The following is a 14,896-nucleotide window of genomic DNA, read 5'->3' as shown; positions in this document are numbered from 1 at the left end:
AAGCACTCGATTCCCAGGGGAACGCCATGACCATTTCCTTCCGTGCCGGCCTGATGTCGCTGGTCGCCGCAACCTTCCTTTCCACCCCGGTTCTCGCCGAAGGCAGCAAGCTCGATGAAGTCCTTGCCCGCGGCCACCTCGTGCTCGGCACCGGCAGCACGAACGCGCCATGGCACTTCAAGAGCGCCGACGACAAGCTGCAGGGCTTCGACGTCGACATGGGCCGTATCGTTGCCAAGGCCCTGTTCGGCGATCCCGACAAGATCGAGTACGTCAACCAGTCCTCCGACGCGCGCATCCCCAACATCACCACTGACAAAGTCGACCTGACCTGCCAGTTCATGACCGTCACCGGCGAGCGCGCCCAGCAGATCGCCTTCACCATTCCCTATTATCGCGAAGGCGTCGGCCTGATGCTGAAGGCGGACGGCAAATACGCCGACTACGCCGCCCTGAAGGCCGCCGGGTCCTCGGTTACCATCTCGGTCCTGCAGAATGTCTATGCCGAGGACATGGTGCACGCCGCGCTCCCCGAGGCGACTGTCGACCAGTATGAATCCGTCGACCTCATCTATCAGGCGCTCGAATCCGGCCGTGCCGATGCCGCGGCAACCGACCAGTCGTCGCTTGCCTGGTACATGACGCAGAATGCCGGGCGCTATAAGGATGCCGGCTACGGCTGGAACCCGCAGACCTATGCCTGCGGCGTCAAGCGCGGTGACCAGGATTGGTTGAACTTCGTCAACACGGCACTGCACGAGGCGATGACTGGCGTCGAATTCGACTTCTACGCCAAGTCCTACAAGACCTGGTTCGGCAAGGACCTGACGCCGCCCCAGATCGGCTTCCCGGTCGAGTTCAAGTAAGACGCGAGCACTGTCATCGGGACGGAGGGCCATCGCCCTTCGTCCTTCGTTTTCTTTCTTGGCAGGACCCCGCCATGGGTTATTCGCTCAATTTCGCCGCCGTCTGGCGTAGCTTCGACCAGCTCCTGGAAGGATTGCTTCTCAGCCTCGGGCTGGCTTTCGTTTCCATTCTGATCGGCGCGGTGATCGGACTGATGGTCGCATTTGCACTGGTCTCGAAAAGCGCGTGGCTGAAGATGCCGGCCGCGACCTACGTGACGATCATTCGCAATCTACCCATCCTCGTCCTCGTGCTGTTTACCTATTTCGCGCTGCCGCAGATGGGTGTGCGGCTCGGCAAGATCGAAAGTTTCGTCGCGGTCCTCTCCATCTACTCCGGCGCCTATCTGGCCGAAGTCTTCCGCGCCGGCCTTCTGTCGATCCCCAGGGGTCTGACCGAAGCCGGTCTCGCCATCGGTCTCACGCCGATGCAGATCCGTACCTCGATCATCACACCGCTCATGTTCCGCAACGTGCTGCCCTCGCTGTCTTCGACCGTGATCTCGCTGTTCAAGGATACGTCGCTCGCCGCGGCGATCGCCGTGCCGGAACTCACCTTCGAGGCACGCAAGATCAACGTCGAAACTTTCCGCGTGATCGAGACCTGGATCGTCACCTCGGGCCTCTACGTCGCCACCTGTACCCTGCTCGCCGCCCTTATGCGCGTCGCCGAGCGGCGGCTGGCCGTTCCAAGATAGGTGGAAGTCATGATGGATCTCTCAGCCTTCCTCGATCAGCTCTGGCTCGCGCGCTACGTGATCCTCAACGGTCTCGGTGTCACAGTCTCGATCTCGCTGTTGTCGATCATCACCGGCTCACTGCTCGGCGTGCTCGTCGGCCTGTCGCTGGTCTACGGCAACCGTGCGCTGCGTCTCGTGGTACGCGCCTATACCGACGTCATCCGCGGAACACCGGTGCTCGTCCTGGTTCTGGCGAGCTATTATGTGCTCTCCACCGTCGGCATCGAGCTCGGGCCGTTCCAGGCCGGCGTGCTTGCGCTGGCGATCTTCTGCTCGTCGCATGTCGGCGAAATCGTCCGCGGCGGATTGCAGGCGATCCCTAAGGGACAAACGGAGGCCGCAAAGGCGATCGGCCTGACCTTCGGCCAGACGTTTGCCTACGTGCTCTGGCCGCAGGCCCTTCGGCAATTGCTGCCAGCCTGGGTCAATACGGCCGCGGAGATGGTCAAGGCCTCGACGCTCCTATCCGTGATCGGTGTGGCAGAGCTCCTGCTCCGCACACAGGAAATCATCTCCCGCAATTTCATGAGCCTGCAGTTCTATTTCTTCGCCGGGCTTCTCTACTTCGTCATCAATTACGGCATCGAGCGCTTCGGCAAATACGTCGAGCGCAAGACGGCCGTCCCGTCCTGAGGTCGCACATCATGAGCAAGATACTTCTCGAGATCGAAGGTTTGCGCAAACAATACGGGACACTGGAAGTGCTGAAGGGGGTGGACTGCACCATGCGCGAAGGCGAGGTGATCTCGATCATCGGCTCATCCGGATCCGGCAAGACCACGATGCTTCGCTGCATCAACATGCTGGAGGACTTCCAGGGCGGGCATATCCGTCTCGCCGGTGAGGAGATCGGCTACGATCACGCCGGTGGCGTCCGGAAACGCAAGAGCGAAAAGGAAATCGCCCGGCAGCGGGCGATGACCGGCATGGCCTTCCAGCAGTTCAATCTCTTTCCGCACATGACCGCGCTGCAAAACATCATGCTCGGGCTCGTCAAGGTGAAGAAGATGAGCCGCGACGAAGCGCGCGCCATCGCCGAGAAATGGCTGGACCGTGTCGGGCTGGCGAGCCGCGGCGATCATTATCCCGGCCAGCTGTCCGGCGGCCAGCAGCAGCGCGTCGCCATCGCTCGCGCTATCGCCATGGCGCCGCAGCTGATGCTGTTCGACGAAGTGACATCGGCGCTCGATCCGGAACTCGTCGGCGAAGTCCTGCAGGTCATCAAGGGTCTGGCCGCCGACGGCATGAGCATGCTGCTCGTCACCCACGAGATGCGCTTCGCCTACGAAGTGTCCACCCGCGTGATCTTCATGAACCAGGGCGTCATCTGCGAGGAAGGCGACCCGAAGGAGATGTTCGTCAAGCCGAAGACCGAGCGGCTTGCCGAATTCCTGAAGACATCCAGTTTCAACTGAAAGAAGAAGAGAGATTTCTATGACGATCAAACGTTACGGTGCAGGCGAAACCGGCGCAGGCGGCCAGCCACTTCCCTTTGCTCGCGCCGTCGAGGCGAACGGATGGCTCTACGTCTCCGGACAGGTGCCGATGGAGAAGGGCGAGATCGTCCGTGGTGGCATCGTGGCCGAGACCCGCAAGGCGATCGAAAACCTCATTGCCATCCTGCATGAAGCTGGTTACGGCGTCGAAGACGTGGTGCGCGTCGGCGTCTGGCTCGACGACCCGCGCGACTTCTGGAGTTTCAACGGCGTTTATACCGAGTACTTCGGTGAGCATCCGCCGGCACGTGCTTGTGTTCAGTCGCGTATGATGGTCGATTGCAAGGTAGAGGTCGATTGCGTGGCTTATCGCGCTGATCGCGCCTGACAACAATTGGAGAAGAGCATGGCCGAGGCCGCAGGCGATATGGTGTCGCGACGCACCCGGGGACTGGATCGCGCCTTCGAGATCCTCGAATTCCTGCGTGTGACGCGGCAGCCCATGCGGCCGAACGAGATCGCATCCGAAATCGGGGCGCCCCGGTCGTCGGTCTATGAACTGGTCAATCTCCTCCTGAGCCACGGCATGCTGGATTACCAGGGCGGTGACGGCCGCGTCTATCTCGGCCGTCGTCTCTACTTCCTCGGCACCGCCTATGCCGAGCAATTCGACCTGATGCGCGAATGCGACCGCATGCTGGTCAGGCTCGCGGAAGAGACCCGCGAGACGGCGCAGATGTGCCTGCTCGAAGGGAAAAAATACACGGTCGCGATGATGCGCGAGGGGATCCGGCCGTTCCGGATTTCGTCGAGCGTCGGCGAACTGGTTTCAATCCCCTGGACCGCGTCCGGCCGCCTGCTGGTCTCGCATCTGAGCGACCAGGAGATCATTGATTTCATTCCGCCGGAGGATTTCGTCCTTCCCGATGGACGACAGATGCAGCCGTCCGACTTCATTGCCCAGGTGCGGCAGGCGAGCCGCGACGGCTACTTCACGTTCAACAGCGAAGTCGAGAATTTCACCCATTGCTTCGCCGTACCCATTTATCAGGCCGACGGCACCTGTATCGCGACACTCTGCCTCGTCACGCCACGCGAGGACGGGCTGCGCAATCGGCGCACTTATCTCGAGAGCCTGCTGAAGGCAGCAAACGAGATTTCCGAGAAACTGGGTTTCCATCCCCAAAGCAGGACAGCCGCCGCAAGCTGAGGCACTCCACGCTCGGGCGGCGGCCTAGCGTCGCTTCGCCAGCATAGACCGCGACAGGACGACGACGAGACCGATCAGGATTGTCGCCGCAATGAAGAGGAAGGCGGCAGCGGCAATCGCCGGGCTGATATTCTCGCGGATCGAGGAGAACATCTGCCGCGCCAGCGTTCGCTGGTTCGGGCCGGCGACGAAGAGCGTCAGGACCACCTCGTCGAGCGAGGTCGCGAAGGCCAGAACGGCGCCCGACAGCACGCCGGGCATCGCAAGCGGCAGGGTGATGCGGCGAAAGACCGTCGTCGGCGAGGCACCGAGGCTCTGGGCGGCGCGCTCCACCCGCTCATCGATTCCGGCAAGCGCTCCCGTGACGCTCACCACCACGAATGGCACGGCGACGACCGTGTGGGCGATGATCACGCCCAGATAGCTGTTGGTAAGGCCAAATCCCGACAGAAGCACCTGCAGACCGACACCAAGGACGACCGCCGGCACGACCATCGGCAAAAGAAAGAGCGTGCGCATCGAGCCGCGGAAAAAGAGCAGCCGGTTACGAAGGCCGAGCGACGCGGCGGTGCCGAGCGCGGTTGCGAGCAGCGTCGTGCCCGTGCCGATGATCAGGCTGTTGACGATCGCCCGTCGCCACGCGTCGGCAAAGAACAATTCCTCGAACCAGCGCACTGACCAGGAGGGGATCGGATAGGTCAGGATGACGCTCGAGGTGAAGGCGAGCGGCAGGATGGCAATCAGCGGCGCGACGAGGAAGAGAATCGTCAGCGTGGCGAAGCTGGCCTTGGCGATTTTGATCGGCATCGTCAGTTCCTTCCCACTTCGTCACTCGAGAGCCGCGCATAGACGCTGTAGAGCAGCAACGTCGCGACGAGCAGCACGACGCCGAGCGCGCCGGCCATGCCCCAGTTTGCCGAGCCTGTCGCATAGAAGGCGATGATGGACGAGATCATCTGGTCGCCCGGCCCGCCGATCAGTGCCGGGGTGATATAGTAGCCGATCGCCGAGATGAAGACGAGCAAGCCACCGGAGGCGACCCCGCGCAGGCTGAGCGGCAAGAGCACGCGCAGGAAGGCGCGCAACGGATGGGCGCCGAGCGAGGCGGCGGCCGGCATCAGGTTCTTCGGGATGGTGATCAGTACTGAGTAGATCGGCAGCACCATGAAGGGCAGCAGCACATGAGTCATCGCGATGATGACGCCGGTCCGGTTGAAGATCAGCGCGAGCGGCGCATCGATGATCCCGAGCATCAACAGGAGATCATTGATCAGCCCCTTTTCCTGCAACAGGATGAACCAGGCCGCCGTGCGCACCAGGAGCGAGGTCCACAGCGGCAGCAGCACGGCGGCAAGCATCAGGTCACGCTTCCAGCCTGAAAGCGAAGCGGCGATGATGGCGTAAGGGTATCCGATGCAGGCGCAGGCGAAGGTGACCAGTGCGGCGATCCAGAAGGTGCGCAGGAGGATCACGCTGTTGACCGACTGGTCCGGCGGCAGATGCTCGATCTCGCCGGCGGCATTACGCCCGAAATCCACGGCGGCAAGAAGGTTGCGGTCCGTATAGGGCGAGAGTGCATTGGCGACCGCCAGCCAGAATTCCGGCTTTTCCCAGCGCTTGTCGATAGAAACGAGGTCGGCGGGCGGGTTCGTGCTATCCTCGACCGCACTGGTGGTCTTGCCCATCAGCGTGCGAAAGCCGGGGCGGGCGCTGTTGAGGCGGCGCACCATGTCGCCGAGCGCCTGGTCGTCATCGACCGCCTTCAGATCCTCCATCATGGCGATCTGCATCGGCATGGTCGGGGGCGACTTGCGGTCCCAGTCGGCGAGAACCTCCGCGCTGCGTGGCAGAAGCCGCAACACGGCCGGATCCGATACGGCCTGCGACATCATGCTGAAAAGCGGCCAGACGAAGAAGCCTGTGAGGAAGAGCATGAGCGGCGCCAGCAGGAGAAGCGACCGCCCCGTGTGGGAGGGAGCCGCGCTCATGGCGTGATGACCCGACAGTCGCCGGCGGAAAAGGCCGCAAAGACCCTGGTGCCCGGCGGAAACTCGCGCGACCTTCGGCCAAGCTTGGCGATCAATGGATGGCCGACATTCTGCAGTTGCACGCGCAGGTGGTCACCTTGATAAACGGAATCAGTGACCTCCGTTTCGAGCACATTGCGCGCCTCGCCCGGCGTCTCGCTGAGATCGACTCGCTCCGGGCGGATGGACAGGAGGACGGACTGGCCGGAAGCGACGCTGCCGGAGACGGCCGACACAATCTGCGCGCCCGAGGCGAGCCGCACGGTCGCTTCCCCACCGTGTACGGCTTCCACGACACCCTCGAAGAGGTTTGTCTCCCCGATGAACTCGGCAACGAAGCGCGTCGCCGGCTCGTCGTAGACCTCGCGCGGCGTGCCGATCTGTTCGATCTTGCCGCGGTTGAAGACGGCGACGCGGTCCGACATGGTGAGGGCTTCGGACTGGTCGTGCGTGACGAAGACGATCGTGAGGCCGAGACGGCGATGCAGGTCGCGGATATCGAGTTGCATCTGCTCGCGCAGCTGCTTGTCGAGTGCGCCGAGCGGCTCGTCCATCAGCACGACGCGCGGCTCGAAGACCAACGCGCGCGCGAGCGCCACCCGCTGCTGCTGGCCGCCCGAAAGCTGCACGGGATAGCGGTCGGAAAGCGCAGAAAGCTGGACCATGTCGAGCGCCCGCTTGACGCGCTCGCCGATCTCCGCCTTGCCGACGCCGCGCATCTGCAGCGGAAAGGCAATGTTATCGCCGACGGACATGTGAGGGAAAAGCGCATAGCTCTGGAAGACGACGCCCATGTCCCGCTTGTGCGTGGGCACCGCATTGATGGCCGTTCCGTCGAGGAGGATACTGCCGGACGTCGGTTGTTCGAAGCCGGCGAGCATCATCAGTAGCGTCGTCTTGCCGGAGCCGGAGGGCCCGAGCAGGCTGACGAACTCGCCCTTCCCGATGTCGAGATTGAGGTTTTCGACCACGCAGAGCGGGCCGTAGAATTTCGTGATGCGGTCAAATCGAATGAACTCGGCCACGGAAGACTCCATCGCTAGAGGCGAAGGGGCGCCTTGCAAAACGCACCCGGCCATGCGGCGGGGGCGCCCCGCAGGGCGCCCCTCACCACGGATGTCCTTACTGGGCGAGCCAGGCGTTGAAGCGCTCAGTCAGCGTTTCGGCATTGTCGATCCAGAAATCCACGTTGAGCGGAATTGCATCTGTCATGTTGGTCGGATCGGTCGGCAGATCCTTGGCAAACTCAGCCGGCACCATCGCGGCCGCTTCCTTGTTCGGCAGGCCGTAAGCCACAAACTCCGGCAGCTTTGCCTGGTTTTCCGGAAGGCTCGCAAAGGCGATGAAGTCCTGAGCGACGTCCTTGTTCTCGGCATCCTTCAGCACGACCCAGCTGTCGACGGCATAGATGCTGCCAGGGAAGACGACCTTGAGGTTTTTCCCTTCGGAGCGGTTGATACCGGTGATGCGACCATTGTAGGCAGAGGCCATGGCGACTTCGCCCGAAGCGAGGAACTGCAACGGCTGGGCGCCGGACTCCCACCAGACGATGTTCGGCTTCAATTCATCGAGCTTCTTGAACGCGCGTGCGACACCCTCTTCCGTGCTCAGCACATCATAGAGCTCGTCCTTGGAGACGCCGTCGGCGAGCAGCGCGAATTCCAGCGTGTATTTCGGACCCTTGCGCAGCGAGCGCTTGCCAGGAAATTTTTCGACATTCCAGAAATCCGCCCAGGAGGTCGGGCCTTCCGCGAGCTTGTCGCCGTCGTAGGCGATCGCCGTCGACCAGACGATGGCGCCGACACCACAGTCATTGACGGCGCTGTCGAGGAACTTGTCCTTGCCGCCCATCTTGTCCCAGTCGATCTTCTCGTAGAGACCGTCGGCACAGCCAAGCGCCAGTTCTTCGGCTTCGACCTGCACGACATCCCAGTTCGGCGCGCCGGCCTTGACCTTCGACTGGATGACACCGATACCGCCGTCCCAGGCCTCATCAAGCACAGGCTTCCCCAGTTTTTCCGAGAACGGCTTGAAGTAGATGTTGCGCTGCGCGTCCTGGTAGTTGCCGCCCCAGGAAACGACCGTCAGATCCCGCGCCAGAACCGGCGCAGCAAGGCCGGCCGAAAGAACGACGGCAGCCGCCGCCAGGATACCCGATTTCAAGATAGTCTTCATGGCACTCCCCTTTTTCTTCGTTGTGTCAAGGAGCCGTGGCGACTCCGATGACGCTCTCATGCGGACCGCCCACCTGTCCTTTGCGGCTTCGGCGGCGGCCCCTCCGGTCGTCACGCCCTTTCCCCCGGGCGCTCGGCCGATTGATGCATTCCGGTCATTGCCGGTCAACGGGTAACTTCCCCCGCTTGACCGTTGTCAAACGTGCTGCCCTCCATTGATGTGGATCTCCGCTCCATTAATGTAGGAGGAGTGGTCGGTGCACAGGAAATAGATGGTCTCCGCGACTTCGCGCGGTTCGCCCAGCCTTGCCATCGGCACCTCTGCGGCAACCAGGGCATCGGTTCCCGGAGAAAGGATCGAGGTTTCGATCTCGCCCGGCGCAATCGCGTTGGCGCGGACGCCGCGCCGGCCGAACTCATGCGCCATTTCGCGCGTCAATGCCGCAAGGCCCGCCTTCGAGGCGGCATAGGCGACGCCGGCGAACGGATGTACGCGCGAACCGGCGATCGAGGTGACGTTGACGATCGAGCCTTTCGCCGCCTCCAGCTCCGGCATCATCGTACGGGCGAGCAGCGCCGTCGAGACGAGATTGACGTTGAGCACCTGCGCCCAGACGCTCGCATCCGTATTCATGACGCCGAGCCGGCTCCTGCCGGGCCCCTTCGGAGAAATCCCCGCATTGTTGACCAGCGCATGCAACTTGCCGTGCGGCAGACGTTCACGCACCGTCGCCGCAAGAAGGTCGATCTGCGAAAGGTCGGCGAGATCGGCCTGGATGTGGCTTTCCCGGGCGGATGGCCAGGCGCATTCCTCGGAAAACGGTTGGCGAGACACGGTGAGGATTCGCCAGCCTTTCGATTGAAAAAGCTTCACCGTCGCATGCCCTATGCCGCGGCTTGCTCCCGTCAGCAACATGTAGCGGCATTCTTCGGTCATGCGAAACTCCCCTTGATGCTTGATACATCGTAATCGGCGGCGGACGAATTGCAAGCCCTCTGTTGTTGCTGATCTCAGGCTCGGTCTGCCCCGCTTTCGATGCGGTCAAGGATGGGTTTTCCACCCAGCAGGATATCATCGACGATCGCCATGGAGGCCGCAGCCGGATCGTGCCGCTTCAACGCCTCGATGACGGGATAGTGATGGTCGATCATCGCCCGGCCGCCCGCGAGATAGGCGCCGGAAATATGCGGCCCCATCTGCAGCCACAATCGGCGCAGGATGCTGGTGAGCACAGGAAGCCCGGCAATCTTGGGCAGCATGAAGTGGAAGGCCTGGTTAAGCTGTGTCCCTCTCAACCGGTCCCCGTCCGAGATAGCGGCCTCATTCTCGCGAACGATCTGCTCCAGAGCCTGGATATCCGCGCTTGTTGCCATCTGCGCGGCAGTTTCCGCGGCAAGCCCCTCGAGGCGAATGCGAATGGCGCGGATCTCACGGTAGCGTTCTTCGCTGAGGCCAGCGATGCGGATGTCGCGCGGCGAACGGAAGGTGACCGCCTCGTCGTTGGCGAGACGCAGGATGGCATCGCGGATCGGCGTGACGCTGGTGCCGAACTGTTCGGCAAGATCGCGGATCTTCAAGCGGTCACCGGGCTGGAACCGCCCCTGCATCAACGCATCGCAAAGCGCGCCGTAGACGACGCTGTTGAGGTTCGCATATTCCAATGTCGAAAACTCGGCCATCGAACTCATCCGGCAAATTAAAAGTAATAAGATACTTGATGCATCTTTTTTTGCGTGTTTCAAGTATGCATGAGGCGTCGTGGCGATCAGCGGGGCAGTACCCTCGCCCGGCCAGCGCAAGCGTTCGCCTCGCAGAACCGTCAAGAGACGGGAAGCCGTATGCAATGGGAGCAAGTATGACCGATCCATCGGCTGCCAGAAAGACCGATTCAATGTCGGCAACATGGGAACCGACCTCGCTCGACGCTGCCCAGCAGGCCGTGGCGGCCGTCTACGGCCTTGGGGGTGCGGTCAGGCGTCTGTCCAGCGAGCGCGACGAGACCTTTCTCTTCACTCGAGCCGACGGCACACCCTTCGTCCTGAAGATCGCCAATCCAGCCGAAGACCCCGCCGCCCTCGTTTTCCAGGATGGCGCGCTGCTCCACCTCGAGGCCGCAGCACCCGCCGTGCCCGTCCCCCGGCTTGTGCCGACCCTTGAGGGCAAGCCCAGCGAAACGCTGTCCACGGCGGAAGGTCCGCGTATCATGCGCCTCCTCACTTTCCTCGACGGGGAACTGCAATATCGCACGCCGGCCTCCGAAGCACAGAGCCGCAATGTCGGGCGCGCGCTTGCCGAACTCGGCCTCGGCCTGGAAGGTTATGCCGGGCGGGCGCCCGAGGGAAAGCTGATGTGGGACATCTCGCATACGCTCGATCTCGCCGCCGTCGTCGACCATGTGGCGCCGGAGCGTCGGCCCCACGTTGAAGCCGTGCTCGCCGAGTTCGATCGGTCGTTCCCTGCAATCGGCGCGCTCACGCGCCGGCAGATCATCCACAACGACTTCAATCCGCACAACATCCTGCTCGATCCGGCCGAGCCGACGCGAGTGGTCGGCATCATCGATTTCGGCGACATGGTGCATGCGCCGCTCGTCAACGATCTCGCGGTCGCCCTCTCCTATCACGTGGCGACCGACAACTGGGCCGCTCGCATCGGCGCTTTCCTCCAGGGCTACCAGTCGGCGCGCACGCTCGAAGAGGCGGAGATCGAACTTCTGCCGCTTCTCACCCGGGCGCGCCTGGCCATGTCGATCATCATCGCCGAATGGCGCTCGGCCCGTTTCCCGGAAAACAGCGCCTACATCATGCGAAACCACGCGACCGCCTGGCGCGGTCTGCAAAATACCGCCGATCTTACTGCGGCCGGGCTCAAAAGGCTCGTGCCCAACCTGTCCGAGGCCTGATCATGTCGATGGTAAATGCTTTTTCGCGCGAGGATTTCGAACGGCTGAGCGAAAGCGAGCGGGAGCTCATCGCCCGGCGTGAAAAGGTGCTCGGCCCAGCCTACCGCCTGTTCTACGAGAAGCCGCTGCATCTCGTGCGTGGCGAAGGCGTCTTCCTCTATGACGCGGCCGGTCAACGCTATCTCGACGCCTACAACAACGTCGCTTCGCTCGGCCATTGCCATCCGCGCGTCGTGGAGGCGATCACCAAACAGACCGCCATCCTCAATACCCATACGCGCTATCTGCATGAAGGTATCGTCGACTATGCTGAAACCCTGACGGGAACCTTCCCCCAAGGCCTGAGCCAGGCCATGTTCACCTGCACCGGCAGCGAGGCAAACGACCTTGCGGTGCGCATCGCCCGCTTCGTCACCGGCGGCACCGGCATCATCGCCACTGATCTCGCCTATCATGGCCTCACCAGCGCGGTTGCCGAATTCTCGCCCTCGCTCGGCGAATCCGTAACGCTTGGTCCGCATGTGCGCACCGTGCCGGCACCCGACAGCTACCGCCATTCGCCCGAGGAAATGATGGAGAAGTTCGGCCGCGACGTCCGCGCCGCCATCGCCGACCTGAAGCGCCACGGCATCAAGCCGGCCATGCTGATCGTGGACACGATCTTTTCCAGCGACGGCATCTTCGGCGGCCCGAAAGGTTTCCTGAAATCCGCGGTGGATGCCATTCACGAGGCAGGCGGCCTGTTCGTCGCCGACGAGGTCCAGCCGGGCTTCGGCCGGACGGGCGAGGCGATGTGGGGCTTCGAGCGTCACGGGCTTTCACCCGACATGGTGACGATCGGCAAGCCTATGGGCAACGGCTATCCGATGGCGGGCATCGTGCTGCGGCCCGAGGTGATTGCCGATTTCGGCCCCAAGGCGCGCTATTTCAACACCTTCGGCGGAAATCCGGTCGCCGCTGCCGCCGGCAAGGCGGTGCTCGACACGATCCGCATCGAGGGATTGCAACAGAATGCCCTCGACGTCGGCCGCTACCTGATGGACGGCCTGAAGGACCTGGCCGGCCGCCACTCGGCCATCGGCGACGTGCGCGGCTCCGGCCTCTTCATCGGCGTCGAGATTGTCGCCGATCGTGCTGACCAGAGCCCGGACGCAGCGCTCACCACGCGCATCGTCAATGGCCTCCGCGAACGCCGCATCCTCATCAGTGCTTCCGGCCCGCGCGCCAACGTGCTGAAGATCCGCCCGCCGCTCGTCTTCTCGCGCGAGAATGCCAATATGCTGGTGGAGGCGCTCGGAGACGTCATGAAGGCGCAGTGACCGATGGCAAATGACCGCTCGAACGCGGCTCGCATAGGGTCCCCGGCATGATGGCGTGAACGGTCACGCCTTGGCACCTGTTGTTCGGGAGAGGTCGAGCGCTTCGCTGATGACCCAGCGGTCGCCTGGTTCATCAGGATCAGGCGCGCGTTCATGGCGTGGTTGTCGGCTTTCGAAGTGTTCGAAACACCGGCGTACGTTCCGGAAGGCGATGCGTTGAAACCTCAGGTCGGCATAGGGAATGGCCGGAGCGATGATACGCCTGGCCAGTCCGCTGAAGGTAAGAAGCAGTACCAGAAGCGCGGCGACGGTCATGCCGTATCGCGGCAGGTCGAGCGGAGCGAAAAGAACAGGTCCTGGACTAGAAGACCCAGCGCCAGCCCGATCGGCGCCGATCCGCCCCAAAGACAAGGAACAGTGTTGAATCGAGGATAAGGTGCACCTCGGAAACGCTGACCGGATCGTGCGGAAGCACCTCGAACAAGCAGAACACGAGTGCCGTCGTCACCACGCTACGCACCAAGAGCGGCAGCAAGCCGCTCTCCTTTGCCGCCTACCATACGAGCATTTGGGAATAGTCCCCCGCACCTGCCGCCGTTACCTAACTCAGCCAGATCTGGCGCATTTCTCACCAGTCCGGGTACGCTATGCGCCGTTCCCACCTGAGGAAGGTAATCGGGAGACGGCGTGCAGCGAGTTTTGAGGGCACAGGCATCCGCCTGTGCCTTCGTTTGCCCTCGGTCGGCGAGCCGTTCCGAGGATTCTCGACATAGGCTAGGCGCCGACCGGCTGCGCCCCGGCCTCCTTCCAGCTTTTGGGCAGCAGGAAGTCGATGATCGCGAAGGCGACGATGACGACACCCGTGAGCGGGAAGAGCACCGAGATCGCCAGCGCAATCACCACGATGGCGGCCGGCGTTCGATGGTTCCTCGGATAGAGCGGTGCGCCGACCCGTCCCGTGGGACGGCGCTTCCACCACATGACGACACCCGACAGCGCCAGGATCATGACGGACAGACAGAACAGCACATTGAGAGCCGTGTTCCACCAGCCGAGCGTCGCCTCATGTAGCGCGATGCCGACCGCCATCGCCTTGCCGGCGAGCCCGTAATCGGCGAAGCGGACGTCGGCTAGCACCTTGCCGGTGTAGCGGTCGATATGGATGGTACGGTCGCCGAACGGGTTGTGGGTATCAGCATCCATGGAATCTGCGGAGATGGTGTAAACCCCACCCTCATCCTGCGGCACGTTGATGCGGAACTGTTCAGTGAAGCCGTTGGCGCGTGCGTAGGCGGCGACAGAGTCCAGATCGACGGCAGTTCCCATCGCCAGGCCGGCCGCGCCGGCGTCGGACCCCGACATCGGCATCGGCGTCTGCTCCAGCGTCCACGGCACTTCCTTCAGCGCGCCATGGTTCATGCTGGCGTGGGTCTTGTCGGAGAGCGGCACGTTGTCCCACTTCGCGGACGGGAAAGTGCTCCAGGCCTGCATGATCTTGGTGCCCCAGATTCCGGTCCATGACAGGCCCGAGAGCAGGAAGAAGAACAGCACCACGGAAATGTAGAAGCCGAGCGAAACGTGCAGGTCCTTCCAGAAGGCGCGCCCTCCGATGCCCAAATTGGGCAACAGCGCACGGCCGAGCGAGCGGCCGTTGCGCGGCCACCACATGTAGAAACCGGTCAAAATCAACACGATGCCGAGGCCGGCGGCGACCTCGATCAGCCGGTCGCCGATATCGCCGAGTAGCAGCGTGCCGTGGATATTGTCCGCCCAGTAGAACCACGTGTCGTCCTTGACGATGACGTCGAGCGCCTTCGGCCCGTCCGGATCGACGGCGACGACATTGTCCTTGCCGTTGCCGCTAACGATGAAGACGGTGGCGCGGCCGTCCTCCTTCGGCACGACCATGAGCTTCAGCGTACCGCCGGGAATGGCGGCGACGGCCGCCTGCGACTGCGCCTCATAGGAGGCTCGCTCGCCGCCCGGCGCGACATAGTGCTTAGCGCCGAGGAAGGTCTCGATCGAGTTGCCGTAGACCATGACCAGGCCAGTGCAGGCGAGCATCAGCAGGAACGGGATGACGTAGAGGCCGGCATAGAAATGCCAGCGCCAGACGGCGCGGTAGAGCCGTGTGCTGGTAAGCGCGTTGGGCTCGGGTACAACGATTGCAGTGGACATAGAA

At 62.9% G+C, this 14,896-nt stretch carries 15 protein-coding genes and 1 pseudogene; 8 read left to right on the top strand and 8 right to left on the bottom strand.

Going from position 1 to position 14,896, the window contains the following annotated elements:
* The first annotated feature begins 26 nt into the window (after nucleotides 1–26).
* From ACM6UT_RS17940 to ACM6UT_RS17915, 6 genes are all read left to right on the top strand, one after another.
* The gene (locus ACM6UT_RS17940) at nucleotides 27–866 is read left to right on the top strand and encodes a transporter substrate-binding domain-containing protein (RefSeq protein WP_416798711.1); all 840 of its coding nucleotides are present in this window, start codon (nucleotides 27–29) and stop codon (nucleotides 864–866) included.
* Nucleotides 867–940: 74 nt separating this feature from the next.
* Entirely contained in the window at nucleotides 941–1,603 is a 663-nt protein-coding gene (locus tag ACM6UT_RS17935) for an amino acid ABC transporter permease (RefSeq protein WP_416798710.1), read from the top strand.
* 9 nt (nucleotides 1,604–1,612) lie between these two features.
* The gene (locus ACM6UT_RS17930) at nucleotides 1,613–2,278 is read left to right on the top strand and encodes an amino acid ABC transporter permease (RefSeq protein WP_416798709.1); all 666 of its coding nucleotides are present in this window, start codon (nucleotides 1,613–1,615) and stop codon (nucleotides 2,276–2,278) included.
* A gap of 11 nt (nucleotides 2,279–2,289) precedes the next feature.
* A complete protein-coding gene (locus tag ACM6UT_RS17925) occupies nucleotides 2,290–3,060 on the top strand; it encodes an amino acid ABC transporter ATP-binding protein (protein WP_416798708.1) in 771 nt (256 codons plus the stop codon).
* Between the two features lie 19 nt (nucleotides 3,061–3,079).
* Nucleotides 3,080–3,469, top strand: coding sequence for a RidA family protein (locus ACM6UT_RS17920; RefSeq protein WP_416798707.1), 390 nt, complete (start codon nucleotides 3,080–3,082; stop codon nucleotides 3,467–3,469).
* 18 nt (nucleotides 3,470–3,487) lie between these two features.
* Entirely contained in the window at nucleotides 3,488–4,291 is an 804-nt protein-coding gene (locus ACM6UT_RS17915; protein ID WP_416798706.1) for an IclR family transcriptional regulator, read from the top strand.
* A 24-nt stretch (nucleotides 4,292–4,315) separates the two neighbouring features.
* On the opposite strand, the gene ACM6UT_RS17910 is transcribed toward ACM6UT_RS17915, so the two are convergent.
* The 6 genes from ACM6UT_RS17910 to ACM6UT_RS17885 form a co-directional block, all read right to left on the bottom strand.
* Complete coding sequence (locus ACM6UT_RS17910; RefSeq protein WP_416798705.1) at nucleotides 4,316–5,098, bottom strand: ABC transporter permease; 783 nt, start codon at nucleotides 5,096–5,098, stop codon at nucleotides 4,316–4,318.
* 2 nt (nucleotides 5,099–5,100) lie between these two features.
* Nucleotides 5,101–6,279 (bottom strand): ABC transporter permease, encoded by a 1,179-nt coding sequence (locus ACM6UT_RS17905; RefSeq protein ID WP_416798704.1) that lies wholly within the window; start codon nucleotides 6,277–6,279, stop codon nucleotides 5,101–5,103.
* Nucleotides 6,276–7,355, bottom strand: a complete 1,080-nt coding sequence (locus tag ACM6UT_RS17900; protein WP_416798703.1) for an ABC transporter ATP-binding protein — start codon at nucleotides 7,353–7,355, stop codon at nucleotides 6,276–6,278. Before ACM6UT_RS17900 ends, ACM6UT_RS17905 begins: the two co-directional genes overlap by 4 nt.
* 85 nt (nucleotides 7,356–7,440) lie before the next feature.
* Entirely contained in the window at nucleotides 7,441–8,493 is a 1,053-nt protein-coding gene (locus ACM6UT_RS17895; protein ID WP_416798702.1) for an ABC transporter substrate-binding protein, read from the bottom strand.
* Nucleotides 8,494–8,688: 195 nt separating this feature from the next.
* Nucleotides 8,689–9,429, bottom strand: coding sequence for an SDR family NAD(P)-dependent oxidoreductase (locus tag ACM6UT_RS17890; protein WP_416798701.1), 741 nt, complete (start codon nucleotides 9,427–9,429; stop codon nucleotides 8,689–8,691).
* 74 nt (nucleotides 9,430–9,503) lie between these two features.
* Nucleotides 9,504–10,172 carry a GntR family transcriptional regulator gene (locus ACM6UT_RS17885; protein WP_416798766.1) on the bottom strand — a complete coding sequence of 223 codons (669 nt, stop codon included), beginning with the start codon at nucleotides 10,170–10,172 and terminating at the stop codon, nucleotides 9,504–9,506.
* Between the two features lie 176 nt (nucleotides 10,173–10,348).
* Here ACM6UT_RS17885 and ACM6UT_RS17880 point away from each other — a divergent pair, with 176 nt between their 5' ends.
* Both ACM6UT_RS17880 and ACM6UT_RS17875 read left to right on the top strand, forming a co-directional pair.
* On the top strand, nucleotides 10,349–11,395 hold the full coding sequence (locus ACM6UT_RS17880) for a phosphotransferase (protein ID WP_416798700.1): 1,047 nt from the start codon (nucleotides 10,349–10,351) through the stop codon (nucleotides 11,393–11,395).
* A gap of 2 nt (nucleotides 11,396–11,397) precedes the next feature.
* A complete protein-coding gene (locus ACM6UT_RS17875) occupies nucleotides 11,398–12,714 on the top strand; it encodes an aspartate aminotransferase family protein (RefSeq protein WP_416798699.1) in 1,317 nt (438 codons plus the stop codon).
* Between the two features lie 213 nt (nucleotides 12,715–12,927).
* Here the strand turns inward: ACM6UT_RS17875 and ACM6UT_RS17870 are convergent.
* Both ACM6UT_RS17870 and ACM6UT_RS17865 read right to left on the bottom strand, forming a co-directional pair.
* Nucleotides 12,928–13,258, bottom strand: a pseudogene (locus tag ACM6UT_RS17870) (energy-coupling factor ABC transporter permease); the annotation flags it as partial.
* Nucleotides 13,259–13,488: 230 nt separating this feature from the next.
* Nucleotides 13,489–14,892: a PepSY-associated TM helix domain-containing protein gene (locus tag ACM6UT_RS17865; protein WP_416798698.1), complete on the bottom strand. Its 1,404-nt coding sequence runs from the start codon at nucleotides 14,890–14,892 to the stop codon at nucleotides 13,489–13,491.
* Nucleotides 14,893–14,896 lie beyond the last annotated feature (4 nt).

The organism is Ciceribacter azotifigens (genome assembly GCF_048159625.1).
Taxonomy (GTDB): domain Bacteria; phylum Pseudomonadota; class Alphaproteobacteria; order Rhizobiales; family Rhizobiaceae; genus Allorhizobium; species Allorhizobium azotifigens.
This window is presented reverse-complemented; position numbering and strand designations above follow the sequence as displayed.

Coding starts and splice junctions, on each gene's coding strand:
- ACM6UT_RS17940 (WP_416798711.1), top strand. CDS start 27: ATGACCATTTCCTTCCGTGCCGGCCTGATGTCGCTGGTCGCCGCAACC.
- ACM6UT_RS17915 (WP_416798706.1), top strand. CDS start 3,488: ATGGCCGAGGCCGCAGGCGATATGGTGTCGCGACGCACCCGGGGACTG.
- ACM6UT_RS17875 (WP_416798699.1), top strand. CDS start 11,398: ATGTCGATGGTAAATGCTTTTTCGCGCGAGGATTTCGAACGGCTGAGC.
- ACM6UT_RS17885 (WP_416798766.1), bottom strand. CDS start 10,172: ATGGCCGAGTTTTCGACATTGGAATATGCGAACCTCAACAGCGTCGTC.
- ACM6UT_RS17935 (WP_416798710.1), top strand. CDS start 941: ATGGGTTATTCGCTCAATTTCGCCGCCGTCTGGCGTAGCTTCGACCAG.
- ACM6UT_RS17895 (WP_416798702.1), bottom strand. CDS start 8,493: ATGAAGACTATCTTGAAATCGGGTATCCTGGCGGCGGCTGCCGTCGTT.
- ACM6UT_RS17865 (WP_416798698.1), bottom strand. CDS start 14,892: ATGTCCACTGCAATCGTTGTACCCGAGCCCAACGCGCTTACCAGCACA.
- ACM6UT_RS17910 (WP_416798705.1), bottom strand. CDS start 5,098: ATGCCGATCAAAATCGCCAAGGCCAGCTTCGCCACGCTGACGATTCTC.
- ACM6UT_RS17930 (WP_416798709.1), top strand. CDS start 1,613: ATGATGGATCTCTCAGCCTTCCTCGATCAGCTCTGGCTCGCGCGCTAC.
- ACM6UT_RS17920 (WP_416798707.1), top strand. CDS start 3,080: ATGACGATCAAACGTTACGGTGCAGGCGAAACCGGCGCAGGCGGCCAG.
- ACM6UT_RS17925 (WP_416798708.1), top strand. CDS start 2,290: ATGAGCAAGATACTTCTCGAGATCGAAGGTTTGCGCAAACAATACGGG.
- ACM6UT_RS17905 (WP_416798704.1), bottom strand. CDS start 6,279: ATGAGCGCGGCTCCCTCCCACACGGGGCGGTCGCTTCTCCTGCTGGCG.
- ACM6UT_RS17900 (WP_416798703.1), bottom strand. CDS start 7,355: ATGGAGTCTTCCGTGGCCGAGTTCATTCGATTTGACCGCATCACGAAA.
- ACM6UT_RS17880 (WP_416798700.1), top strand. CDS start 10,349: ATGACCGATCCATCGGCTGCCAGAAAGACCGATTCAATGTCGGCAACA.
- ACM6UT_RS17890 (WP_416798701.1), bottom strand. CDS start 9,429: ATGACCGAAGAATGCCGCTACATGTTGCTGACGGGAGCAAGCCGCGGC.